Annotated in this window: 20 protein-coding genes; 5 read left to right on the top strand and 15 right to left on the bottom strand. The window is 67.7% G+C overall.

Translation table 11 applies throughout. The features are described from left to right. Window positions 1–71: 71 nt before the first annotated feature. Entirely contained in the window at window positions 72–956 is an 885-nt protein-coding gene (gene galU, locus QZM67_RS26040) for a UTP--glucose-1-phosphate uridylyltransferase GalU (RefSeq protein WP_043182512.1), read from the top strand. Between the two features lie 60 nt (window positions 957–1016). On the opposite strand, the gene QZM67_RS26035 is transcribed toward galU, so the two are convergent. From QZM67_RS26035 to QZM67_RS26005, 7 genes are all read right to left on the bottom strand, one after another. After that, window positions 1017–1631: a DUF4136 domain-containing protein gene (locus QZM67_RS26035; protein WP_043182510.1), complete on the bottom strand. Its 615-nt coding sequence runs from the start codon at window positions 1629–1631 to the stop codon at window positions 1017–1019. 37 nt (window positions 1632–1668) lie between these two features. Further along, entirely contained in the window at window positions 1669–4056 is a 2388-nt protein-coding gene (locus QZM67_RS26030; protein WP_301807699.1) for a CHASE2 domain-containing protein, read from the bottom strand. Between the two features lie 10 nt (window positions 4057–4066). After that, window positions 4067–5428, bottom strand: a complete 1362-nt coding sequence (locus tag QZM67_RS26025) for a FecR domain-containing protein (RefSeq protein ID WP_301807696.1) — start codon at window positions 5426–5428, stop codon at window positions 4067–4069. Further along, window positions 5425–6129: a response regulator transcription factor gene (locus tag QZM67_RS26020; protein ID WP_006490421.1), complete on the bottom strand. Its 705-nt coding sequence runs from the start codon at window positions 6127–6129 to the stop codon at window positions 5425–5427. Before QZM67_RS26020 ends, QZM67_RS26025 begins: the two co-directional genes overlap by 4 nt. A 267-nt stretch (window positions 6130–6396) precedes the next feature. After that, window positions 6397–6819, bottom strand: a complete 423-nt coding sequence (locus QZM67_RS26015) for a peptidase (protein ID WP_175021934.1) — start codon at window positions 6817–6819, stop codon at window positions 6397–6399. Window positions 6820–7001: 182 nt separating this feature from the next. Further along, the gene (locus tag QZM67_RS26010) at window positions 7002–7229 is read right to left on the bottom strand and encodes a sulfurtransferase TusA family protein (RefSeq protein ID WP_301807692.1); all 228 of its coding nucleotides are present in this window, start codon (window positions 7227–7229) and stop codon (window positions 7002–7004) included. A gap of 117 nt (window positions 7230–7346) precedes the next feature. Continuing rightward, on the bottom strand, window positions 7347–8282 hold the full coding sequence (locus QZM67_RS26005; protein ID WP_301807689.1) for a LysR family transcriptional regulator: 936 nt from the start codon (window positions 8280–8282) through the stop codon (window positions 7347–7349). A 113-nt stretch (window positions 8283–8395) separates the two neighbouring features. Between QZM67_RS26005 and QZM67_RS26000 the strand changes: the two genes are divergently transcribed. Beyond that, window positions 8396–9916, top strand: coding sequence for a CoA-acylating methylmalonate-semialdehyde dehydrogenase (locus QZM67_RS26000; RefSeq protein WP_175021936.1), 1521 nt, complete (start codon window positions 8396–8398; stop codon window positions 9914–9916). 59 nt (window positions 9917–9975) lie between these two features. Here QZM67_RS26000 and QZM67_RS25995 read toward each other — a convergent pair whose 3' ends face one another. The 8 genes from QZM67_RS25995 to QZM67_RS25960 all read right to left on the bottom strand — a co-directional run bounded on the left by QZM67_RS25995 (window position 9976) and on the right by QZM67_RS25960 (window position 19014). Beyond that, the gene (locus QZM67_RS25995; protein ID WP_043182499.1) at window positions 9976–10860 is read right to left on the bottom strand and encodes a MurR/RpiR family transcriptional regulator; all 885 of its coding nucleotides are present in this window, start codon (window positions 10858–10860) and stop codon (window positions 9976–9978) included. Between the two features lie 298 nt (window positions 10861–11158). Further along, the gene (locus tag QZM67_RS25990) at window positions 11159–12331 is read right to left on the bottom strand and encodes a Gfo/Idh/MocA family protein (RefSeq protein ID WP_043182498.1); all 1173 of its coding nucleotides are present in this window, start codon (window positions 12329–12331) and stop codon (window positions 11159–11161) included. Between the two features lie 32 nt (window positions 12332–12363). Beyond that, on the bottom strand, window positions 12364–13290 hold the full coding sequence (locus QZM67_RS25985) for a TIM barrel protein (RefSeq protein ID WP_301807684.1): 927 nt from the start codon (window positions 13288–13290) through the stop codon (window positions 12364–12366). 32 nt (window positions 13291–13322) lie between these two features. Continuing rightward, entirely contained in the window at window positions 13323–14336 is a 1014-nt protein-coding gene (locus QZM67_RS25980; protein ID WP_043182495.1) for a Gfo/Idh/MocA family protein, read from the bottom strand. Between the two features lie 59 nt (window positions 14337–14395). Continuing rightward, window positions 14396–15307, bottom strand: coding sequence for a sugar phosphate isomerase/epimerase family protein (locus tag QZM67_RS25975; protein WP_301807682.1), 912 nt, complete (start codon window positions 15305–15307; stop codon window positions 14396–14398). A 76-nt stretch (window positions 15308–15383) separates the two neighbouring features. Further along, window positions 15384–16409 carry an ABC transporter permease gene (locus QZM67_RS25970; RefSeq protein ID WP_175021941.1) on the bottom strand — a complete coding sequence of 342 codons (1026 nt, stop codon included), beginning with the start codon at window positions 16407–16409 and terminating at the stop codon, window positions 15384–15386. Window positions 16410–16435: 26 nt separating this feature from the next. After that, window positions 16436–18019, bottom strand: a complete 1584-nt coding sequence (locus tag QZM67_RS25965) for a sugar ABC transporter ATP-binding protein (protein WP_301807679.1) — start codon at window positions 18017–18019, stop codon at window positions 16436–16438. A gap of 68 nt (window positions 18020–18087) precedes the next feature. Then, entirely contained in the window at window positions 18088–19014 is a 927-nt protein-coding gene (locus QZM67_RS25960; RefSeq protein ID WP_175021943.1) for a sugar ABC transporter substrate-binding protein, read from the bottom strand. A 307-nt stretch (window positions 19015–19321) separates the two neighbouring features. On the opposite strand from QZM67_RS25960, the gene iolC reads away from it, so the two are divergent. The 3 genes from iolC (at window position 19322) to iolE (ending at window position 24196) form a co-directional block, all read left to right on the top strand. Beyond that, on the top strand, window positions 19322–21280 hold the full coding sequence (gene iolC, locus QZM67_RS25955; protein WP_175021944.1) for a 5-dehydro-2-deoxygluconokinase: 1959 nt from the start codon (window positions 19322–19324) through the stop codon (window positions 21278–21280). 40 nt (window positions 21281–21320) lie between these two features. Further along, on the top strand, window positions 21321–23204 hold the full coding sequence (iolD, locus tag QZM67_RS25950) for a 3D-(3,5/4)-trihydroxycyclohexane-1,2-dione acylhydrolase (decyclizing) (RefSeq protein ID WP_301807754.1): 1884 nt from the start codon (window positions 21321–21323) through the stop codon (window positions 23202–23204). Window positions 23205–23266: 62 nt separating this feature from the next. Beyond that, window positions 23267–24196 (top strand): myo-inosose-2 dehydratase, encoded by a 930-nt coding sequence (iolE, locus tag QZM67_RS25945; protein ID WP_301807676.1) that lies wholly within the window; start codon window positions 23267–23269, stop codon window positions 24194–24196. Window positions 24197–24205: the final 9 nt, after the last annotated feature.

The raw sequence follows: 24205 nt of genomic DNA, 5'->3' as shown, positions 1-24205 counted from the left end.
TTGCGTTCACTATAATGCGGGCGTGAACATAACCCGTCTGACAAGTCGACTACAGGAATAAAGGTTCGATCATGTTGAAAGTCACCAAGGCGGTATTCCCTGTTGCCGGTCTCGGCACACGCTTCCTCCCGGCAACGAAGGCAAGCCCGAAGGAAATGCTGCCGGTCGTCGACAAGCCGCTGATCCAGTACGCAGTCGAGGAAGCGATTGCCGCCGGCATTACCGAGATGATCTTCGTCACCGGGCGCAGCAAGCGCGCGATCGAGGATCACTTCGACAAGTCGTATGAAATCGAGGCCGAGCTCGAGGCGCGCGGCAAGGAAAAGCTGCTCGAGCTCGTGCGCAGCATCAAGCCGAGCCATGTCGACTGCTTCTACGTACGCCAGCCGGAAGCGCTCGGCCTCGGCCATGCGGTGCTGTGCGCGGAAAAGCTCGTGGCCGACAACCCGTTCGCGGTGATCCTCGCCGACGACCTGCTCGACGGCAACCCGCCTGTGATGAAGCAGATGGTCGACGTGTTCGACCACTATCACAGCTCGGTGATCGGCGTCGAAGAGATCCCGCCGTCGGAAACGAAGTCGTACGGGATCGTCGACGGCAAGGAGTGGGAGGAGTCGATCGTCAAGATGTCGGCGATCGTCGAAAAGCCGGCGCCGGAAGTTGCACCGTCGAACCTCGGCGTGGTCGGCCGCTACATCCTGAAGCCGCGGATCTTCCAGCACCTGCGTGCACTGAAGCCCGGCGCGGGCGGTGAGCTGCAGCTCACCGACGCGATCCAGTCGCTGCTCGCCGATGAGCAAGTGCTGGCCTACAAGTACCAGGGCACGCGCTACGACTGCGGCAGCAAGCTCGGCTACCTGAAGGCGACGGTCGAATTCGCGCTGCGCCACGCGGAAGTCGGTGCGGACTTCGACACGTACCTGCGCACGCGCGACGGCGCACATCACGCCGACTGAACGCGGCAAGGGCACCAGGGCTCACTCCGGCGAGCCCGCCCTCACCTCACCGGCTGCCGCTCAGCGCGCGTTGGCCGGCTTCACCGAGACGACGCCCGGCATCCCGCCCGCGTCGTCTTTTTTCGTCTTGACGAGCCAGCCGCCGCCGTCGCCGAAGGGCACCTTCGCGAGCGCGCTCTTCACGAGCGCCGGCGCGGCCTGCTGCGTGCCGGGATCGCGATCGCGCAGCGCCGCCGATACGCGGTAAACGTCGGCGCCCGATTTCGCGTCGACGAAGCGCAGCGTCAGCACATGGCGATACACGCGGCCCATGAACGGCAGCGCGAACGGCGCCGGCCCGTCGACCGTCACGCATGCACTGCTCGCGGCGCCACACCCGTCGGCGCTCGCCGCGACCGAGGCCGGCTGCGTCGCATACGCGATCGACAGCCGGTAGTGCGCGGCCGCGAGCGGCTTCGCATCGAAACCGCGGTGCGCGAGTTCGTCGCGCACGAGCGTCTCGATCTGCCGGTATTCGGCATCGTCGGCCTGCGCGGCCGTCCGCACGAAATCGTAGCCGTGCGCATCGGCGGCGAACGCGTTCGGCTGCCCGACCGCACTGACGCCGCTCGTCACACCGGCGCAACCCGTCAACAGCGACACCGCCAGCGCGGTCGCTGCCCATTCCTTTCTCATGGCTTTCCCCAAATACCTGCCGTCGCACCCGGCCCTGTCAGGCGGACGGCTCGTCGATTGCAGGCAGCGACACCGTCACCGCGGTGCCGACACCCACCTCGCTGTCGACCGACACGCTGCCCCCATGGCGCGTGACGACCGTCTTCACGAATGCCATGCCGAGCCCGGAACCCGAGATCTCGGGCCGCTCGCCGGCATGGAACCGCTTGAAACGCTCGAACAGATGCCGCTGATCTTCCGGCGCAATGCCGTATCCCTGATCGCGAATCGTACAGAACATCCGTTTCGACGCGTGCTCGACCGCCAGCGTACACGTGATCACGGTATCGGACGGACTGTATTTGACTGCATTGTTCAGCAGGTTCACGAAGGCGCGCGTGATCAGCGAGCGATCCGCGCGCACCCAGCACATGTCGGTGCCGACATCGGTGTCGACGCGGATGTGCTTCGCCTGCGCCTGCGGCCACACCTCGTCGCTTGCATCGATCAGCACGTCGACGAGGCTCGTCACCTCGAGCTGGTACACCTGCGACTCCGCGCGCGCCAGCTGCACGAACTCGTCGGCCAGTGACAGCGCGCGATGCGCATAGCGCTCGATCCGCGCGAGCAGCCCGCGCATCGCGTCGGTCTCGGCGCGGTCGCGCTCGATCTCGACGAGCGCAAGAATCGACGCCTGCGGCGAGCGCATGTCGTGCGACAGCAGATGCAGCGCTTCCTCGCGCTGCCGCTCGGCCGCGTGCAGTTCGGTCACGTCGACGAGGCCGGCGATCCAGCCCGTCACGCGGCCCTGCGCGTTCGTGCAAGCCGCGTAGCGTAGCAGATGGTCGAGCCCGTCGCGATCGCGCACCTCGATGCCGCGCGCCATCGCGTCGTGTTCGGCCTCGAGCGTCGGGTCGAGCACGGCCGGCCAGTGCTCGCGGATCGCCACGTCGTGTTCGACGTTGCCGTCGACGGTCTTCATGAACGTCAGCTCGCCGAGCGCGCTGCGCAGCGGCCGCCCTTCCGGCAGCGGCAGCGCGAGGCGCGACCCGTAGCGCTTGGCCGCATGGTTCGCGATCAGCACGGTGCCGGCCAGGTCGGTCACGAAGATCGGCTCGGGCATGCTGTCGAGGCTGTCCCACACGAAGCGCTTCATGTCCTGCACGCGCTGCGCGGCTTGCGCCATCAGCGTCATCTGCCGCTCGAGCACGTCGCCGCCGACGCTGCGTGTGCGCGGCGCCTCGGGCAGCAGGTGCGGCTCGTCGGCGAGCCGCTGCAGCTCGCGCCGCAAGTACGACATCGTCATTTCGAGCCGCCGCCAGTTCCAGATCGGGTAGACGGCGACCAGCCCGAAGATCGCGGGCGCCGGCGACAGCCAGATGCGCGCCCCGAACAGCAGCGCCATGCTCGCGACGACCGCGAGCGCGGCGAGGCTCAGCGTCAGCAGCAGCGCGCGCCACGGCGACAGCATCAGGAAACCGCCCAGCAGCGCGGCAAGCGGCAGCAGCGACGCGGCGAACAGCCCGGCGCGCGACGCAGGCGAGATCGCGCTGCCGGTTGCCAGCATGTCGAGCACGTTCGCATGGATATACACGCCGGCGAGCGGCCCGAACTCGCCGGACACGGGCGTCGCGAAGCGGTCGTACAGCCCCGACGCCGTCACGCCGACCACGACGATCTTGCCGCGCAGCGCGTCGGGCTTCACGCGCCCTTCGAGCACGTCGTCGAACGACAGCGTCGGATAGGCAGGCGTGTTGCGGCTGAACGGGATCAGGTAGCGGCCCTCGCCGGCCGCGTCGCGCGACAGGTCGTGCGCAGTCGCGCCGGGTACCCCGCCGACCGGGTGCAGCCGGCCACCCTGGATCGCCTGGTACACCGGCACCATCAGCTGCGGCCAGCGCACGCGGCCGTCGCTTTCGAACAGCGCAACGCTGCGTACGATGCCGTCGCGGTCGACTTCAAGATTGATGTGGCCGAGCCCGACCGCGCGCGCCGCGAGCGCGGCCACCGGCGGATCGACCGCACGCGAGCCGTCCGCCTGCTCGGGGCTCAGCAGCACGGGCAGGAAGGTCGGTACGTGGCTCATCGCGTCCGCGAACGCGCGATCCTCCGGCGACGGTTCGGTAAACAGCACGTCGTAGACGACGGCAGCCGGCTGCGCGCGCGCCAGCGTATCGAGCAGCCGCGCATGCACGTCGCGCGGCCACGGCCAGCGGCCGAGCGCGGACACGCTCTGGTTGTCGATGTCGACGACCACCACGTCGGGCGACAGCGGCAGGCTGCGCAGCATCAGCAGCCGGTCGTAGATCAGGCCGTCGACGCTTCCCGACAGGCGGCCGAGCGCGCAGACGAGGATCACCGCGATCCCGAGGCAGCCGATCGCGATCCATTCGATCAGGAAGCGGCGGCCGAGGCCCCGCCGCGGGGAAACGGAGTCGGGTTTCATGCGCCGCGAATCAGCGCGACAGCGTGAACGCGCCGACCGGACTGGTCTTCTCGTAGAACTTGCCGCCTTCGAACTCTTCGACGGTCACGGCCCAGAAATAGTCGCCCGGCGGCAGGTGCGCGACGGTGATCTGGCGCGCATGCAAGCCGACCTGGTCGACGACCGGCGCGCTCAGGTCCTTCGAGCGCGACAGCACGAACCGGTAGCGCGCATCCTTGCTCGAACCGTTCGGCGACCAGCGGAACTCGTAGCCGCCCGCGCCGGGCGATGCGCTCGCGTCGAGCCCCATCACGCGGCGTTCGAACGCGTACGTGCGTGGCCGGCCCTCGAGGCCGTTCGCGTCGATCGCGGCGACCCGCACGAAGTAGTTCCCGTTCGGTACGTCGTGGAAGACTGCACGCGGCGAATCGGTGCGCGTTTCGCTGAACAGGTCGAGCAGCCCCGCGTCGTGCGCGAGCTGCATGCGGTACCCATGCGCCTGTTCGAGCGGGGCGACGTCGAACGCGACGTCGGGCTCGTCCTGCACCTTGTCGGGATGCGCGAGCGCCGGCGCAGGCAGCAGCTCGACGGGCGCGCCGACCGCGCCGGACGACGTCGCGACGCTGCCGAAATTCGCATGCACGAGCGTCGGGCCGGCCGGCTGCCGGTCGCCCGCGACACCGACGGTGCCATCGAGCACTTCGACGCGCGTCGACGCATTGCCGGCCGCGTCGTAATTCACGCGAAAGTGCGTGCCGCGCACGCCGGCCACGACCGACGGCGACCGGATCTGGAAGCGGTCGTCGCGTTTCTTCAGATGGGTGACCTCGCTGTCGACCGAGCCGCGCGTGAGTTCGAACTCACGATCGAGCGTGCCGGTCAGCACCGTGCGGCGCAGCGCCTTCAGGTCGAGCTGGCTGTCGGGCGGCAGGCTCATGTGCGTGCCGTCGGCGAGCTCGAGCGTCACGAAGCCGTTCGGGCCCGTGCGCACGCGGTCGCCCTCGGCGAGGGTCGCATCGTTCGCAAGCGGCACAAAAGCGTCGCCGGACGCGCGTTCGGCCGTGCCCTGCACCGCAATGACGCGCGCGGTCAGCTTTTCCTTGCGCAGGCGTGCGACCGGCAGCTTCAGCGCGACGCCGGGCTGCAGATGCTTCGGTGCGGGCACGCCGTTGATCTGCTGAAGCAGTTGCCAGTCGTCCGCGCCCTGCAGGTAGCGCGCGGCGACGTCGTACAGCGTGTCGCCCCCCTGCGTGCGATAGACGACCATCTTGCCTGCCGCCGCGGGCGGCTGCGCCGCCGCATGCTGCGCGGCAAACGCAAACGCGATCGCACAGGCCGCGTGCAGCGCCACCGTGCGCCGGGTCGCCGTGCGCTGCGAGATTCCCGTGGTCACTCCGGTTCTCCCTGACCGACCCGCTCGAGCCGGTAGCCGTAACCGTAGATCGGCGCGAGGCGATAGCCGTTTTCGGGCCGCAGGCCGAGCTTGGTGCGCAGCATCGAGATGTGCGTATCCATCGTGCGCGACGGGATGTCGGTCGCCTGCTTCCACACGAGATCGAGAATGTGCGCGCGCGACAGCGGCCGGTCGAGATGCTGGAACAGCAGCAGGGCGAGCTCGAATTCCTTCTGCGTGAGGCTCACGGCCTTGTCGCCGACGTAGGCCTGCTTCAGGTTCACGTCGAAACGGAATTGATCGAATTCGCGAACGGTTGCCTCGGCGTTGACCGGATACGCGCGGCGCAGCAGCGAGCCGATGCGCGCACGCAGGATCGGGCCCGACACGGGCTTGACCACGTAATCGTCGGCGCCGGCATTGAGGATCTGCGTGATCCCCGCCTCGTCGTCACGGCTCGTCATGAAGATGATCGGCAGGCTGTGCTCGGTCTGATTGGCACGCACCCACTTCAGCACTTCCTCGCCTGACATGTCGGGCACGTTCCAGTCGAGCACCAGCAGATCGAACGTCTCGCGCTGCAGACGCTTCTTCAGGGCCTTGCCTTCCTTGAACGCATAGCACGTATGGCCAACGGCCGTCAGCGTTTGACTGACGAAATCCGTCTGGGCCGGATCGTCATCCAGTACAGCAATTCTCATAGCACCCCGCAAATCGAAATCGATTCGTCCAGTTCAGCTCCCCGCCCCCATCCAGCCGCGCAGCACGCGCACGGCCCCCGGATACCGGCCGGCGAGCCGTCGTTCGCGCTCGCGCCATCTGCGCAAACCGGCGACCCCGGCTAAATATCTCAAAAACGGGGTACGGACGAACCGGCGATTTCATCATAGTAGTATGAAATTCGCCAATAAATTGCGCGGACTACCGTCTTTTCTTCGAATAATCCTTTCCGCCGCGCAATCGAGCGCCTAGTCGACGCCCGCGATACCGGCCACCTGCTCGGCGACATCGTCGGCCGGCACGCACGGCAACAGCGGTTCCGAACGCGCCGGTTGCACCAGCATCCGCTGCAGTTGGCCGCGCACCCGCTCCCACGCGGTAGCCGCGTAATCCGGTTGGCTCGCCGCCCACGCCTGCGCCAGATCGAACACACGCTCGATCGTCGCACCGCAGTAGGTCAGGCCCGAGCCGTCGTCCTGCGCGGCATCGCGCAGCCGTTCGTCGAGCCACTCGGCCAGCCACGGCATCTCGGCCGCGGCCGAATCCGCGTAGGCCTCCAGCGCGGCACGCGCGTGGCGATCCCGTTGCGGGTCGAGCTCGATACGGCTCAGTCCCGATACGCTGCGTTCCGCTCCGGACGGACTTCGAATGGTCCCTGGTCTGAAGGACATGTCCTCTCCCCGTTGTACGACGGTAGCGTCAGGCATGGCCCCCGTGCCCGCCGTACGACGTACCGTGGCCGGCGCATCCGCTGCGAGCGGACGACCGGCCGGGTCAGTATACGCAGCCGATCACGAAGCGAGGTTTAAGAATTGTCAGAAAGGCGCGGCCGCCGGCACCGTGACGCGGGCCTTCAGCGGCGGCGCATCAGGAACACGAAGGTCTTGTCGTGCGTCGTCGATTCGACGATCTCGTTGCCCGTCTGCTTCGCGAACGCGGCGAAATCGCGCTGCGAGCCCGGATCGGTCGCGAGCACCTTGAGGATCTGCCCGCTTTCCATATCGGCGAGCGCTTTCTTGGCACGCAGGATCGGCAACGGGCAATTGAGCCCGCGCGCGTCCACTTCCTTGTGAATCTGCATCGGCTGTCGACCTTCGAATGACGCGCCATTCAAGGCGCGGAGAGAAGCCGGGATTTTACCGCAGCGCCGCGGTGCCTGCCCGGGCCGCCCGCGGCCCGGCACCCGCGGACACCGGGCTCAGGTGCGTGAAAAGCCGCCCGCGAGCCGTTCGCGCAGGTGCCGCACGAGCGCGCGCACCGCGCTCGGCACGACCGGGCTGTACGGGCGGATCGCGAAGATGTGGTCGCCGAACGCGCCCGATGGCCGCCAGCCGTCGAGCAGCGCGACGAGCCGGCCGGCGTCGAGATCGCGCTGCGCGCTGAAATCCGGCAGCAGCGCGATGCCGAGCCCGCCGAGCGCAGCCTCGCGCATCGCCTCGCTGTTGTTCGCCGCGAAGCTGCCGCGCACCGGCACGCTCACCCGCTCGCGCCGCCGGCCGTGCGGCTCGAAGCTCCATGCGGCCGGCTCGTTGTCGCGCAGGTAGCACAGGCAGCTGTGGTCGACGAGCTCGCTCGGGTGCCGCGGCGCGCCGCGCGCGTCGAGGTAGTCGCGGCTCGCGACGAGCAGCGAGCGCGTGTCGCACAGCTTCCACGCGACGTGGGTCTGCGGCGCGGTGGTCGTATGGCGGATCGCGAGGTCGAAGCCCTCCTGCGTCAGCGAATGCAGCCGGTCCGACAGGTCGAGCTCGATCTGCACGCCCGGATGCTGCCGCAGGAAATCGGGCAGGTGCGGCACGATCTGCTGGCGCCCGAGCGCGACCGGCACCGTCACGCGCAGCAGGCCGCGCGGCTCGCCGGCCAGGTCCTTCACGCGCGCGAAGTGCTGCCCGATCGACTCGAACGCGTCGCGCGTGCTGTCGACGAGCGTCTGGCCCGCGTCGGTGAGCCGCACGCTGCGCGTCGTGCGCCGCACGAGCGGCACGCCGGCCGCCTTTTCGAGATCGGCGATGCGCTGGCTCATCGCGGCCTTGCTGATGCCGAGCCGCTGCGCGGCGGCCGTGAAACTGCCGGCCGCGGCCAGCACCGTCAGCGAATGGATATGCGGCCAGAGCGCCTGGACATTTTGCTGATTCATCCGGTGATTATTCAGAATTCTGAACAGTGAATCAAGCTGCGCGGCCTTCTCCCGCCCTGCTCGTTTGCCTAGACTGGGTGCTGTCCACTCCCACCCGATCCCCAGGAGACACAATGAATCCGGTTCCCGCGTACACGTCCGACGCCGATGTCGGCCACTATGTCGACGGCGCGCCCGTCGCCGGCCGCAGCGGCCGCTTCCAGGACGTTCTCAATCCCGCGCTCGGCCGTGCGGTGCGCCGCGTGGCGCTCGCCGACGACAGCGAAGTGCAACAGGCCGTCGCGTCGGCCCACGCCGCGTTCCCGGCCTGGGCCGCGACGCCGCCGATCCGCCGCGCGCGCGTCATGCACCGCTTCCTGCAACTGATGAACGAGCACCGCGACGCCCTCGCGGCGATCATCACGGCCGAGCACGGCAAGGTGTTCTCCGACGCGCAGGGCGAAGTCGCCCGCGGCATCGACATCATCGAATTCGCCTGCGGCGTGCCGCAGCTCCTGAAGGGCGACTTCACCGACCAGGTCAGCACCGGCATCGACAACTGGACGATGCGCCAGCCGCTCGGCGTCGTCGCGGGCATCACGCCGTTCAACTTCCCGTGCATGGTGCCGTGCTGGATGTTCCCGGTCGCGATCGCGACGGGCAACACGTTCGTGCTGAAGCCGAGCGAGCGCGACCCGTCGGCGGCCTTGTTCATCGCCGACCTGCTCACGCAGGCGGGGCTGCCGGCCGGCGTGTTCAACGTCGTGCAGGGCGACAAGGGCGCGGTCGACGCACTGCTCGACCACCCGGACGTGCAAGCCGTCAGCTTCGTCGGCTCGACGCCGATCGCGGCCTATGTGCAGCAGCGTGCCGTGCAATCCGGCAAGCGCGTGCAGGCACTCGGCGGCGCGAAGAATCACCTCGTCGTGATGCCCGACGCGAACCTCGAGCAGGCCGTCGATGCGCTGATCGGCGCCGCGTACGGTTCGGCCGGCGAACGCTGCATGGCGATCAGCGTCGCGGTGCTGGTCGGCGACATTGCGGACAAGATCGTGCCGCTGGTGGCCGAGCGCGCGCGCAAGCTGGTGATCGGCGACGGCATGTCGCCGGAGGTCGAGATGGGCCCGATCGTCACCGGCGATGCACTCAAGCGCATCGAAGGCTATATCGAGCAAGGCGTGAACGAAGGCGCGCAACTGGTGGTCGACGGCCGCGGGCTGCGCGTGCCGGGCCGCGAGGCAGGCTTCTTCACCGGCGGCACGCTGTTCGACCACGTGACGCCCGATATGCGCATCTACAAGGAAGAAATCTTCGGGCCCGTGCTCGGCTGCGTGCGCGTGAAGGATTTCGGCGAGGCGGTCGACCTGATCAACGCGCATGAATTCGGCAACGGCGTGTCGTGCTTCACGAGCGACGGCGGCATCGCGCGCGAGTTCTCGCGGCGCATCCAGGTCGGCATGGTCGGCATCAACGTGCCGATTCCGGTGCCGATGGCGTGGCATGGTTTCGGCGGCTGGAAGAAGAGCCTGTTCGGCGACATGCACGCATACGGCGAGGAAGGCGTGCGCTTCTATACGCGCCAGAAGTCGGTGATGCAGCGCTGGTCGTCGAGCATCGGCAAGGGCGCCGAATTCGCGATGCCGACCGCCAAGTAAGCGCCTGACGGCACGCCGCCCGCCGATCGGTCGCGCGGGCGGTACGCCGGCAGGATGCGTCAGCCGGCCTGCGTGCCGTGCGCGCCGTCGGCGGTCGGCAAGTACGACAGTTCGAGCCGGTACGCGAGCGCGACGAACAGGCTCTGTGCGAGCCCCATCGTGGCCGTCAGCGCGCGGAAGCCGAACGTCGCGCTGTCCTGCACCATCAGCGTCACCTCGGCCTCCCGCGCCAGCGGGCTCATCCGGCTGTCGGTGATCGCGATCAGCCGCGCGCCGCGCTGCACGGCCTGTTGCGCGACCTGCACGGTTTCCTCCGCGTACGGCATGAACGAGATGACGATCATCACGTCGCCCTCGCGCACCGAGCGGATCTGGCCGAGATGCATGCTGCCGAGCGCGCTGAACAGGCCGATGCGCTTGTCGGTGTGCTGCAGCGCATAGTCGAGGTACACGGCGATCGGAAACGCGCGCCGCGAGCCCGCGATCCAGATCGCCTGCGTGTCGGCGAGCAGGTCGACGGCCTGCGCGAGCGCCTGCGAATCGAGCGTCTGCCGCAGCTGCTGCATCCCGGCAATACTGCCCTTGATGAACTCGTCGGCGATCTGCTCGGGCTGCAGGCTCGACGAGCCCGATTCGATCACATCGCGCAGCCGCAGGTTGTACGCGCGCCCCGGCGCGATCTGTTGCGCGAGCCCCTCGCGGAACAGCTTCTGCATCTCGGAGAAACCGGAAAAGCCGAAATGCTTCGCGAAGCGCACGACGGCCGACGGCTGGACGCCGCACGCTTCCGCGAGCGACTGGATGCCTTCCAGGCCAAGCTGGTCCCGATGCGTTTCCACGTGGCGCGCAATCACCTTCAGGCGATTGCTGAGGCCGTCGTACTCCTGCGTCAGATGCTGCAGGAACTGCTCGACGGTGGCGGGAGGTTTCTCGGATGAACTCATCGGATAGCGCGAAGTTGACGGCCCCGACGTGCGCGCGATACTGGCGGGCGCGGCCCGGGACTCACCTGGATACATGCATGAAGGGCGAATTTAATCACGTTTGCGGCGCGGCCCGCGCCGCGTGCTCGCTCCCACGCGCTCGATCATCACTTGCCTACGCTCCACGGCAATGCTGGAAGCGATTGTCCAACGCTCTCGCGGCGTCGTAAAGATTAGGGTGTCTACCAAGGCCGGCCGTCGGTGCAAAGCCTTGCACGACGGGCGCGCAGCGCGCCGCAGCCGGCCCGTCGCGCGCCGTTCAACGATAGTCGACCCACACGCCGCCCGCATCGGCCGAGCGCACGCAGTTCTCGACCCAGCGCACGCCTTCCACGCCCGCATGAACGTCCGGATAGCGGATGTTCTTCAACGCCGCGGCGTCGCCGCGATCGGCCGCATCCATCGCGAGTGCGAAGCGCGCATAGAGATTCGACCAGGCCTCGAACAACCCCTCCGGATGCCCGGCGCCGATGCGATCCTCGCGCAATGCGTGCGGATGCAGATAGCCCATCCCGCGATCGAGCACCTGCGCGGGCTGCCCCTGCACTTCGTAGCGCAACTGGTTCGGATGCTCGTCCCACCACTCGACGCTCGCCTTCGAGCCGATCACGCGCACCTTCTGGCCGTGCATCGAGCCCGCGTTCACCGCGCTCGACCACACGTAGCCAACCGCGCCCGTGTCGTATTCCATGATCGTGAACGCATTGTCTTCCAGCGGCGCGCGGCTCTTCACGAAGCTCTGCCGCGAACACATCAGCCGCCGGATCTTCAGCTCGGGCGCCATCACTTCCGAGATGTACAGCGGATGCGTGCCGATGTCGCCGAGCACGTAGCTCGGGCCCGCGAACTTCGGGTCGACGCGCCAGCGCGCAGCCGCGCTCGCGGCCTCGACGCCCTCGCTGTGGAACCCGTGCGCGAACTGCATCTGCACGATGCGGATCTCGCCGAGATCGCCGCGCGCGATCATCTCGCGCGCCTGTTCGATCATCTGGTGTCCGGAGTAGCCGTACGCGACGCCGACGATCCGGTTCTTCTCGACCGACAGCCGCTGCAGCGTTTCGGCCTCCTCGGTCGTGAAGCACAGCGGCTTCTCGCAGACCACGTGCAGCCCCGCGTTCAGCGCCGCACGGCAGATCTCGAAGTGCGTGTTGTTCGGCGTCGCGATCGACACCGCGCGAATGCCGTCAGGGCGGCGCGCCTCGGCGTCGAACATCGTCGCGTAGTCGGGATAGCAGCGCTCCGCCGCGACGCCGAGCTTCACGCCGAACTGGCGGCCGCGCTCGGGATCGATGTCGAACGCGCCGGCGACCAGCTGGAAGCTGCCGTCGCGCAACGCGGCCGACCGGTGACTGTAGCCGATCTGGCTGCCGAGCCCGCCGCCGACCATGCCCCAGCGAATCGAATGTCCAAGCAGAATCTGTCCGTCGATCATGATTGTGTCGTTCCTTGTCCGTATTCAGATCATCAAGCGAAACCGGCCGACGCGAGAAACGCGCGGCTCGCGGCCACGTCGCGCAGGCTCGTGCCGGCATTGCGCGGGTCGCGCTCCTGTTCGATCGTGATGTAGCCGGCGTAGCCGATCTCGTCGAGCGCCTGCTTGATCGACCGGTAGTCGAGCATGCCCTTGCCGATCGGGCACATCACGCCGCGCGCGCAAGCCGCGAAGAACGCGATGTGCTCGCCCATCACCGCGTCGTACACGGCCGCGTCGATGTCCTTGAAATGCACGTAGTCGAGACGCGCCGCGTGGCGGCGCAGCCAGGTTTCCGGATCCATGCCCGAGTAGTACAGATGGCCCGTATCGAGACAGAGGCCCGCCGTGTCGGCCGGAATGTCGGCGACGATCCGGTCGATCTCGTCCGCGAACTCGATATAGCCGCCCGCATGCGGATGGATCACCGTGCGCACGCCGAATTCGTCGCGCGCGATCGTCGCGATCTGCCGGATGTGCTCGACCATCGTCGACCAGCTTGCGTCCGACAGCCGTGGCGCGCGATCGGCGTGGCCGGCCGCGTAATCGCGCTCCTCGTGGCCCCAGTCCATCACGACCAGATACGGCGCCGCGTAGCGCTGGCCGTCCTGCGTCGGCAGTTTCGGCAGCCGCGTGATCAGCGCGCAGATCTCGCGCGTCTGGCGTAACAGGTTCGGCAGGTTCTCCGGCGATACGAGATCGTCGAAGATCGTGCCGGCGGTGATGCTCAGGCGCTGCCGCTCGAGCTCCGCGCTCGCCACGTCGAGTTCCAGCGGGATGTAGCCGTATGGCCCAAGCTCGATACCCGAGTAGCCGGCCTCGGCCGCCTCGGCGAGCACCTGCCGCCACGGCGGCAGGTGCGGGTTCTTCACGTCGTCGACGCCCCAGCAGCACGGTGCGCAACCCATCTTCATCGTCATGTCGGTCAGTCCGGCAAGTAGGCGGCTGCGGTTCAGCCGCGATAGAACGCAGGGCGTTCGGCCATCGCGATCGGCTCGACCGCCCCGCTCTTTTGCGCACGCACGCAGGCGTCGGCCGCGACCGCCGCCGCGTAGCCGTCCCAGGCGGACGGCCCGGTCAGCACGCCCTGTCGCACGCCGTCGATGAACGCCTGCAGCTCGACGTCGTACGACGCGATGAAGCGCTCCTTCCAGTCGGTCATGATCTCGACCGACTGCCGCGCCGCATGCTTGAGCCCCACGGCCGGCGGATCGGGCAGCTTCGCGATGCCCTGCTCGCCCACCACCTCGCACTGGATGTCGTAGCCGTACTGGCAGTTCACGAAGATCTCGACGTCGATACGCACGCCGCTCGCGGTTTCCAGCAGCACGATCTGCGGATCGGCGAGATGCGAGGACGCATGGCGCGTCTTCTTCGGATAGACGACCTGCGTACTCACGTAGTCTTCGCCGAGCAGCCAGCGCAGCACGTCGAGTTCGTGGATCAGCGTGTCGGTGATCGCCATGTCGGTCGTGTAGCGCTCGCCGACCGACTGGTTGCGGTGCGCGCAATGCAGCATCAGCGGCGCGCCGATCTCGCCGCTGTCGATCACGCGCTTCAGCGCGCGATAGCCTTCGTCGTACGGACGCATGAAGCCGACCTGCACGAGCCGCTTGCCGTGCGCCGCTTCGGCTTCGACGATCCGCATGCAGCCTTCGGCCGTGACGGCGAGCGGCTTCTCGCAGAACACGGGCTTGCCGTGCGCGATCGCGTCGAGCACGAACGCTTCGTGCGTCGGCCCCCATGACGTGACGAGCACGGCCTGCACGTCGGCGGCCGCGACCACCTCGTGGCCGTCGCCGTAGATCTCGGCGTCGAGCGCGTACTTCGTCACCGCGTCGCGCGCCTGCTGCGGATCGATGTCGTTGACGGCCACGACGCGCGCGCCGGACAGCGTGCGGGTCAGTCTGCGAATATGGTCCTGGCCGATCGCACCGCAGCCGATCACGCCGATTTGCAAGGTCATCTAAGAGTCTCCAGTCGTTCATTGGCGGTGCGGCACGCGCCGCACCGGTCAGTCATTCGTCAGCGCACCGAGCGATCGAAATGACGATCGACGTAGCGCTGGATCGTGTCGCGCATGTAGCGCGACGATGCTTCCGCGCGCTCCTCCCACGCGAACACGCACGACGACATCACGCCGTCGAAGCCTGCCGCGCCGAGCGCCCGGAAGAACACGTCCCAGTCGATCTCGCCCTGCCCGATGTCGAGATGCTGGTGCACGCGAATCTGGTTCGAACCGGGCGGGTTCACGATGTAGCGCAGCTGGCTGCTCTTGCGGTGGTCGAAGGTGTCGGCCACGCGTACGTGCGCGAGGATCGGCGCGGCCTGCGCGATCATCGCGGCCATGTCGTCGCCGTAGTAGAACGTGTGCGGCGCGATGTACGACAGCTTCAGCGACGGCGAGCCGAGGTTCGTGACGATGTCGATCGCGGGCTGCAGCTGCTCGATCCAGTCCTCCGGATGCGGCTCGACCGACAGCACGATGCGTTCGCGTTCGAGGATCGGCAGCAGCTCGTCCATCGAACGGAACCACGCGGCTTCACACAGCTCCTTCGGGTTCGCGCCGGGTCGTTCACCGACCGAGCGCTCCGGCGACGCGCCGCGCCCGAACTCCGACACCATCAGCGCGCACTCCATTTCGACCGCCACCTCGATCGCCTTCTTCCAGCAACGCACGGCCCATTGACGCTCGTCCTCGAACGGGCTCGCCCAGCGGTACATCGGCTGCAGCGACGCAAGGCCGACGCCGCTCGCGCGCATCGCCTGCCGGAACGCGGCCATCCGTTCGCGCGTGGCGCGCGGCATCACCCACCAGTCGAGGAAGTCACCGCGCGGCGACAGCTCGATCTGATCGTAGCCGAGCTCGGCCACCGCGTGCGGCAGGCGGTCGAGCGGCAGGTGGCGAATCATGTAGGGGTCCAGCGCGATCTTCATCGAATGTCCTCGACGGTGGCGGGTACCGGACCCAGGCGGCGGCACGTGCCGCCCGCGTCCGGCGATGCTTGACGGGTCAGCGGCGCTTCTTCTTGTTGCGGTACTGGTCGGCGATCACGGCCGCGACGATGATCGCGCCCTTCACCATCTCCTGGTAATACGCGTCGATGCGGATGAACGTGAAGCCCGACGTCATCACGCCGAGGATCAGCACGCCGATCACGGTGCCCGTCACGCGGCCGAGGCCGCCCGACAGCGACGTGCCGCCGATCACGACGGCCGCGATCGCGTCGAGTTCGTACATCACGCCCATGCCCGACTGGCCCGAGATCGCACGCGCGGCCGTCACGGTGCCGGCGATCCCGCTCAGCAGGCCGGCGATCGCGTAGACGAAGATCAGGTGTCGCGTGACGTTGATACCCGACACGACGGCCGCGTGGCGGTTCGCGCCGATCGCATAGGTGTACTTGCCGAAGCGCGTGTAGCGCAGCACGACGTGGAAGATCGCGGCGATCACGAGAAAGATGATCACCGGATTGGCGCCTGCGCCGATGGCCGCGAACGGGTCGGTCAGCATCGACACCGGCATCCCGTTGGTGAACCACTTCGCGAAGCCGCGCGCGGCCACCATCGTGCCGAGCGTCGCGATGAACGGCGGGATGCCCGTCATCGCGATCAGCGAGCCGTTCAGCAGGCCGACCAGCAGCCCGACGCACACGCCGGCCAGCACCGGCCAGATGATCGGCAGGTCGGTCAGGTGCGGAAACACCGCGCGCGGGAAGTCGGACACCTGCGCGAGACTCGCCGAGACGACCGCCGCGGCGGCCACGACCGAGCCCGACGACAGGTCGATCCCGCTGGTGATGATCACGAGGTTCACGCCGACCGCGATGATGCCGATCACGGCCATCTGCAGCACGATGATCTCGAGCCGTTCGGCATTGAACAGGAAGCTCTGGCCGACGACGATCCAGCCGACGATCTCGAAGAACAGGCTGATGCCGACGAGCACGAGGAAGATGCTCAGTTCGGGCGGCCACTTCGTGTGCCGCGCCTTGAGGGTCATGGTCTGCGCATCCGCGACCGGGTTCAGGTTGCCCATTGCTTTGTCTCCAATCTTGTTTCGGCTCAACGCGACGCGAGATCCATGATGCGGACCTGGTCAGCGTCCTTGCGATCGACGATGCCGGTCATGCGCCCTTCGTGCATCACCATCACGCGATCGCTCATTCCCAGCACTTCCGGCATTTCCGACGAGATCATCAGCACCGCGACGCCCTTGCCGGCGAGCGCGCTGACGAGCCGGTGGATCTCGGCCTTCGCGCCGACGTCGATGCCGCGCGTCGGCTCGTCGAGGATCAGGATGCGCGGCTGCGTGAGCAGCCACCGGCCGATCAGCACCTTCTGCTGGTTGCCGCCCGACAGATTCTGGATTTCCTCGTGCAGCCCGGGCGACTTCACGCGCAGCATCCGGCTCATTTCCTCGCAGTCGCGTTTCAGTTGCGCCTGCTGCACGAAATTGAACTTCACGTAGCGGTTGCTGAGCACCGCTGCTTCCATGTTCGCGAGCAGGTCGAGATTCAGGAAGCAGCCGGTGTCCTTGCGGTCTTCGGTGAGGAAGGCCATCCCGTGCTTCATCGCCTGCGCGGGCGTCGTAATGCGCACCGGCTTGCCGTCGATCCGGATCTCGCCCGTCGTGGCCGGCACGACGCCGAACAGCGCCTCCGCGACGTTCGAGCGCCCCGAGCCGACGAGGCCGGCCACGCCGAGGATCTCGCCCGCGCGCAGCTCGAAGCTCACGTCGCGGAACACGCCGTCGACGCCGAGGTTCTGCACCGACAGCACGACCTCGCCGATCGGCACCTCCTCCTTCGGAAACATCTGCGTGATCTCGCGCCCGACCATCATGCGGATGATGTCGTCGCGCGTGACATCGCTCGACGCATGCGTGCCGATGTACTTGCCGTCGCGGAACACCGAGAACTCGTCGGCAATCTCGAACAGCTCGTTCATCTTGTGCGTGATGTAGACGATGCCCTTGCCCTGCTCGCGCAGCTGGCGAATGATCCGGAACAGGTGCGTGACTTCCTTGTCGGTCAGTGCGGAGGTCGGCTCGTCCATGATCAGCACGTCCGAGTCGAACGACACGGCCTTCGCGATCTCGACCATCTGGCGGCTCGCGACCGTCAGCGTGCGCACGTCGGTTTCCGGATCGATGTCGATCGACAGCCGCTCGAACAACTCGGCCGTCTGGCGGCGCAGCGCCGCGTGATCGATCAGGCCGAAACGGTTCTTCGGTTCGCGGCGGATCCAGATGTTCTCCGCGACCGTCATGTACGGCATCAGGTTGAGTTCCTGGTGGATCATCGCGATGCCGCGATCGAGCGCATCGAGCGGGCCGTTCAGCACGACGGGCTCGCCGTTGATCAGGATCTCGCCCTGGTCCGGTGTGTAGACGCCCGCGATGATCTTCATCAGCGTCGACTTGCCCGCGCCGTTCTCGCCCATCAGCGCATGGACGGTGCCGCGACGCACGCGGAACTGCACGCCGTCGAGCGCGACGACGCCGGGAAAGGACTTGCCGACGCCGCGCACCTCGAGCACGCAGTCGGCCGCGGAAGAAGCCGGCGGGGCCGACGAGCCGGTCGAGCCGGACGAAGCGGCCGGCGCATCGTCGCCGGCCATCGGGCGCGCGATCCTGGCTGTAAACATGGACGTTCCTCGACGAGTCGCGCGCGAACCCGGCCATGCCGGGCCCGCGCAGTTCAACGGTTCACCGGTCAGTGCTTCGCGTACTGGTTCATGTTCTCGGGCGTCACGAGCTCGAACGGCACGTTCACGTAGCGATCGACGGGCTGCTTCTTCGCGAGCTTGAGCGCGGCCGCGACGGCCTGCTGCCCCTGCCCGGCCGCGTTCTGGTAGACCGACACCTTCAGCTCGCCGCTCTTCATCGACGCGAGACCGTCCGGCGTCGCGTCGATGCCGGCGACGATCGTCTTCGGCGTCCACTTGCGCGCAGCCTTCAGCGCGTTGATCGCGCCGATCGCCATCTCGTCGTTGTTGGAGATGATCGCGTCGTACTTCATGCCGGAGCTCAGCCAGTTCATCGTGATGTCCTGACCCTGCGTGCGGCTCCACTTGCCTTCGCGCTTGTCGACGATCTTCATGCCCGCGCAATCCTTCGTCGCGATCACGTCCTCGATGTCCTTGGTGCGGGCGCGCGCCGATTCGTTGGACAGTTCACCCATCAGCACGAGGAGGTCGCCCTTGCCGCCGAGCAGCTTGCACACCTGGCGCGCCTGCAGCGTGCCCGACTGCTTCTCGTCGGACGCGACCACGGCGACGCCGGCCGGCAGCTTGTCGAAATCGACCGGCTTGCGGTTCACGTACACGAGCGGGATCTTCGCGGCCGTCACCATCTTGGTGATCTTCGGCGTCGCGTCGGTATCGACCGCGTTCACGATGATCGCGTCGACCTTCTGCGCAATCATGTTCTGGACCTGGCTCAACTGCTTGCCGACGTCGTTGCCGCCGTCCTCGATCTGTACCGTCGCGCCGTCCTTCTTCGCCGAATCGGCGATGCCGTTGCGCAGGATGGTCAGGAACGTGTCGTCGAACGACGCCATCGTCACGCCGATCTTCTCGGCATGCGCGAGCGGCGCAGCCAGGATCGCGGCGGCCGCGACGGCCATCAGCTTGGTCTTCATGATCAATCTGTCTCCTCATCTCCGGGGGGCGGAAAACGGCGCGTTGCGCGCCGCCGGGCCGAGTCCGATACGGACTGAAGCATCCGGATGAAACTGTAGATCACTTCCTCGAAAATTTGGAAATTTATTTCTACGTGATTTCACCTAGGGAACTAGATTTCCAAAAAGTCTAGACTCCGTTCCGTAGCCCGATTCCTTGCGGCAGGCAGTCCCGCGTCGTGCAGCACACGGTGCGGATCACCGCCAGAGGATCGGTCCCCTAATCCGCCGGCATCGCCGAACGCCGGCCGCGAGCGTGACACGTGATATGAGCCTGCTGAACTTTCCGAGTGACCGCCCCATCGATCTCGCCTGCCTCGGCCGCGTGGCCGTGGATCTCTATGCGCAGCAGTACGGCAGCCGCCTGGAAGACGCGCGCAGTTTCCAGATGTATCTCGGCGGCTCGTCCGGCAACGTCGCGTTCGGCGTGGCCCGGCTCGGGCTGAGGACCGCGATGATCTCGCGCGTCGGCGACGAGCAGATGGGCCGCTTCCTGCGCGAGACGCTCGAGCGCGAAGGCTGCGACACGAGCCAGCTGCAGACCGACCGCGAACGCCTCACCGCGCTGGTGCTGCTCGGGCTGAAGGATCGCGACACGTTCCCGCTGCTGTTCATGCGCGAGAACTGCGCGGACATGGCCGTGCGCGCCGACGAGATCCGCGAGGACTTCATCGCCGGCTGCCGCGCGCTCGCGATCACCGGCACACACCTGTCGACGCCGGGCACGCGCGAAGCGTCGCTGACCGCGCTCGGTTATGCGCGTCGCCATGGTGTCGTGCGAATTCTCGATATCGACTACCGGCCCGTGCTGTGGGGGCTGACCGCGCGCGGCGCGGGCGAAAACCGCTACGTGCCGGATGCGCAGGTGACGCGTCAGTTGCAGCAGGTGCTCGGCGAATTCGACCTGCTGGTCGGCACCGAGGAGGAATTCCTGATCGCGGGCGGCGTGCCGCACGACGTGATCGGCTCGTTGCAGGCGGTGCGCAAGATCACGAACGCGACGCTGGTCGTCAAGCGCGGCGCGCTCGGCTGCTGCGTGATCGAGGGCGACATTCCGGCCCGCCTCGACGATGCGCCGACCTTCCTCGGCGAACGCGTCGAGGTGCTCAACGTGCTCGGCGCGGGTGACGCGTTCCTGTCGGGCCTGCTGTCGGGGCTGCTGCGCGGTCGCGACTGGGCCGAGTCGACACGCATCGCGAACGCGTGCGGCGCGATCGTCGTGTCGCGCCATGCGTGCTCGGCCGCGATGCCGACGCCGGCCGAGCTCGCGCACTGGTTCGACGGCAGCCGCAATCCGGTGGTCGACGCCGACCACACGCTCGCGCACCTGCATCGCGTGACGGTGCCGCGCCGCGAATGGGACGACCTGTGCGTGATGGCGTTCGACCATCGCAGCCAGTTCTACGAACTCGCGGTGCAGGCCGGCGCGGACGAAGCGCGGATCAAGACGCTGAAGCGCCTGCTCGTGCGCGCGGTCGAACAGGTCGAGCGCGATCGTCAAATTGAAGGCCACGTCGGCGTGCTGATCGACGGCGGCGGCTACGGCAGCGACGCGCTTGCGTCGGCCACCGGGCGCGGCTGGTGGGTCGGCCGCCCGGTCGAGCTGCCGGGCTCGCGGCCGCTGCGTTTCGACGAAACGCGCTCGGTCGGCTCGTCGCTCACGCACTGGCCGACCGAGCAGGTCGTGAAGTGCCTCGTTCACTATCACCCCGACGACCAGGTCGACCTGCGCGTCGAACAGGAGCAGCGCGTACTGGAACTGTGGGAAGCCACGCGCGCCAGCGGCAACGAGCTGCTGCTGGAAATGATTCCGCCGCGCGCGGTCACGCCGGCCGGCACCGAGGACGATGCGGTGCTACGCACGATCGCGCGCTTCTACAACCTCGGCGTGATGCCCGAATGGTGGAAGCTCACGCCGCTGAGCGCCGACGGCTGGGCGCGGCTCGAAGCGCTGATCGCCGAGCGCGATCCGCACTGCCGCGGCGCGGTGATCCTCGGGCTGAACCAGCCGCTGGACTATCTCGTCGACAGCTTCCGCTCGGCGACCAACCCGATCGTCAAGGGCTTCATGGTCGGGCGCACGCTGTGGGCCGATGCGTCGCTGAACTGGTTCGCCGGCCGGATCGACGACCAGGCACTGATCGACGAAGTCGCCGGTAATTTCGCGCAGCTCGTGGATGCGTGGCTCGGCCGCCGTGCCGCAGCCGCCCGCGCCGCCGCAGCCTGACGCGACGCCTGCGATGACCCACTCCTCTTCACCGACCGACATGACCTCTACCGTGAGACTGACCGTCAGCCAGGCGCTCGTGCGCTACCTGGCCGCCCTGCGCGCCGAAGTCGTCCAGCCCGACGGCCGCACCGAGATCCTGCCGTACTGCGGCGGCGTGTTCGCGATCTTCGGCCACGGCAACGTGGCCGGGCTCGGCGAGGCGCTGCATGCTGAGAAAGACCGGCTGCCGACCTTCCGCGCCCACAACGAGCAAGGGATGGCCAATGCGGCCGTCGCGTTCGCAAAAGCGAATTTCCGCCAGCGGATGATGGCCGTGACGTCGAGCATCGGCCCCGGCGCGACCAACATGCTGACGTCGGCCGCGCTCGCGCACGTCGGCCGTCTGCCGTTGTTGCTGCTGCCCGGCGACGTGTTCGTGTCGCGGCTGCCCGACCCGGTGCTGCAGCAGGTCGAGGATTTCGAACAGGGCGACGTCAGCGCGAACGACTGCTTCCGGCCGGTGACCCGCTACTTCGACCGGATCACGTCGCCCGAGCAACTGCTCGTCGCGCTGCCGCGCGCGATCCAGGTGATGACCGACCCCGCGCAATGCGGCCCCGTGTGCCTCGCGCTGCCGCAGGACGTGCAGACCTTCGCGTATGACTGGCCCGAGGATTTCTTCGCGCCGCCGGTGATCCGGATGCGCCGGCCGCCGGCCGACGCGCTCGAACTCGCCGATGCGCTCGACGTGCTGAAGGCCGCGAAGAAGCCGCTGATCGTCGCGGGCGGCGGCGTGCTGTACAGCCAGGCATGGGACGCGCTGCGCGCGTTCGCCGACACGCATGGCGTGCCGGTCGCCGAATCGCAGGCCGGCAAGGGCAGCCTCGCGTGGGACCATCCGCTGAATCTCGGCTCGATCGGCGTGACGGGCTCGCCTGCCGCGAACCGCGCGGCCGCGCAGGCCGACGTGGTGTTCGCGGTCGGCACGCGGCTGCAGGACTTCACGACCGGCTCGCATGCGCTCTACGGCAACGCGACGCTATTGAGCCTGAACGTGCAGCCGTTCGACGCGGGCAAGAAACGCGGCCGGCAACTGGTGGCCGATGCGCGCACGGGCCTCGGCCAGCTGTCGGCCGCGCTGGCCGGCTGGCACGCCGATCCCGCGTGGACGGCAGGCAACCGCGACCAGGCCGCCGCGTGGAACGCGCGCGTGACCGAGCTGACGACACGCGTGCCGACCGACACGCTGCCGTACGACGCCGAGGTGATCGGCGCGGTGCGCGATTCCGCAACCGACGCGGGGCGCGACAGCGCGCGCGACGACCTCGTCGTGTGCGCGGCCGGCACGCTGCCGGCCGAACTGCACAAGCTGTGGCGCAGCGGCGTTGCCGGCAACTACCACATGGACTATGCATACTCGTGCATGGGCTACGAGGTCGCGGGCGGCCTCGGCGCGAAGCTCGCGCGGCCGGAGCGCGAAGTGATCGTGATCGTCGGCGACGGCTCGTACATGATGCTTAACGCCGAACTCGCGACGTCGGTGATGCTCGGCCGCAAGATCATCGTCGTGATCCTCGACAACCGCGGCTACGGTTGCATCGAGCGGCTGCAACTGAATTGCGGCGGCGCGAGCTTCAACAACATGCTCGACGACTGCGTGCCGGAGGGCGGCGAGCGCTCGACGATCGATTTCGCGATGCATGCGCGCGCGATGGGCGCCGAAGCCGTGCACGTGCGCGACATCGGCGAGCTGCGCAGCGAAATGAAACGCGCCCGCGCGGCGAAGAAGAGCCAGGTGCTCGTGATCGACACCACGCACCGCCGCACGACCGACGACGGCGGCGCATGGTGGGAAGTCGCCGTGCCGCAAGTATCCGAACGCGCCGGCGTCGAGTCGGCACACCGCGCGTACCTCGATGCGAAGACCCGGCAGCGGCGCTGATGGCGCGCACTGCCCACGAATCCTCCCCCGCGAACAACACATTCGAACCAAGGAAGCACGTCATGAGCTGGAACGTCCGCATCGGTATCAATCCCCTGTCGTGGATGAACGACGACCTGCCGTCGCTCGGCGGCGAGACGCCGCTCGAAACAGCGCTGAAGGAAGGCGCCGAAATCGGCTATGTGGGCTTCGAGCTCGGCAACAAGTTTCCGAAGACGGGCCCCGAGCTGAAAGCGAAGCTCGCCGAGTTCGGCCTCGTGTGCGTGTCGGGCTGGTATTCGGGCTTCCTGGCCGAGGTCGAGCCGGGCATGAGCGACGCCGATGCGGTCGCCGCCGAGATCGAGCGCTGCCGCGCGCACATGACGAAGCTGCAGTACAACGACGTGAAGGTGGTGGTCTACGGCGAATGCGCGGGCACAATCCAGGGCAACATCGACACGCCGGTCGCGAAGCGGCCGCGCTTCGTCGACGATGAAGCCTGGCGGCGCTACGCGGCGCGCCTGGACGCATTCGGCGCGCACCTGCTCGACACGTACGGGATCAAGCTCGCCTACCATCACCACATGGGCGCGTACGTCGAGTCGCCCGACGACGTCGACCGGCTGATGGCGCTGACCGACCCGGCGAAGGTGTTCCTGCTGTTCGATACCGGCCACGCGTATTTCGGCGGCGCGGCCGACCCGGTGACGCTGCTGAAGAAACATGTGTCGCGGGTGGTCCACGTGCATTGCAAGGACGTGCGGCCGCAGGTCGTCACGCAGGCGCGCAACGACGGCTGGAGCTTCCTGAACGGCGTGATCAACGGCACCTTCACGGTGCCGGGCGACGGCGCGCTCGACTACGAGGCAACGCTGCACACGCTGAAGGACGCCGGCTACGAAGGCTGGCTCGTCGTCGAGGCCGAGCAGGATCCGGCCGTCGCACCGAGCTATGCGTATGCAAAGAAGGGTTACGAATCGCTGCGCGCGATCGTCGACCGGTTGAGCACGTGAACGCATGAG

The sequence above is a fragment of the Burkholderia sp. AU45251 genome (assembly GCF_030482905.1).
In the GTDB taxonomy this organism is placed as follows: Bacteria; Pseudomonadota; Gammaproteobacteria; order Burkholderiales; family Burkholderiaceae; genus Burkholderia; species Burkholderia aenigmatica.
Note: the sequence above shows the minus strand (reverse complement) of the source record. Positions and strands in the feature narration are given on the sequence as shown.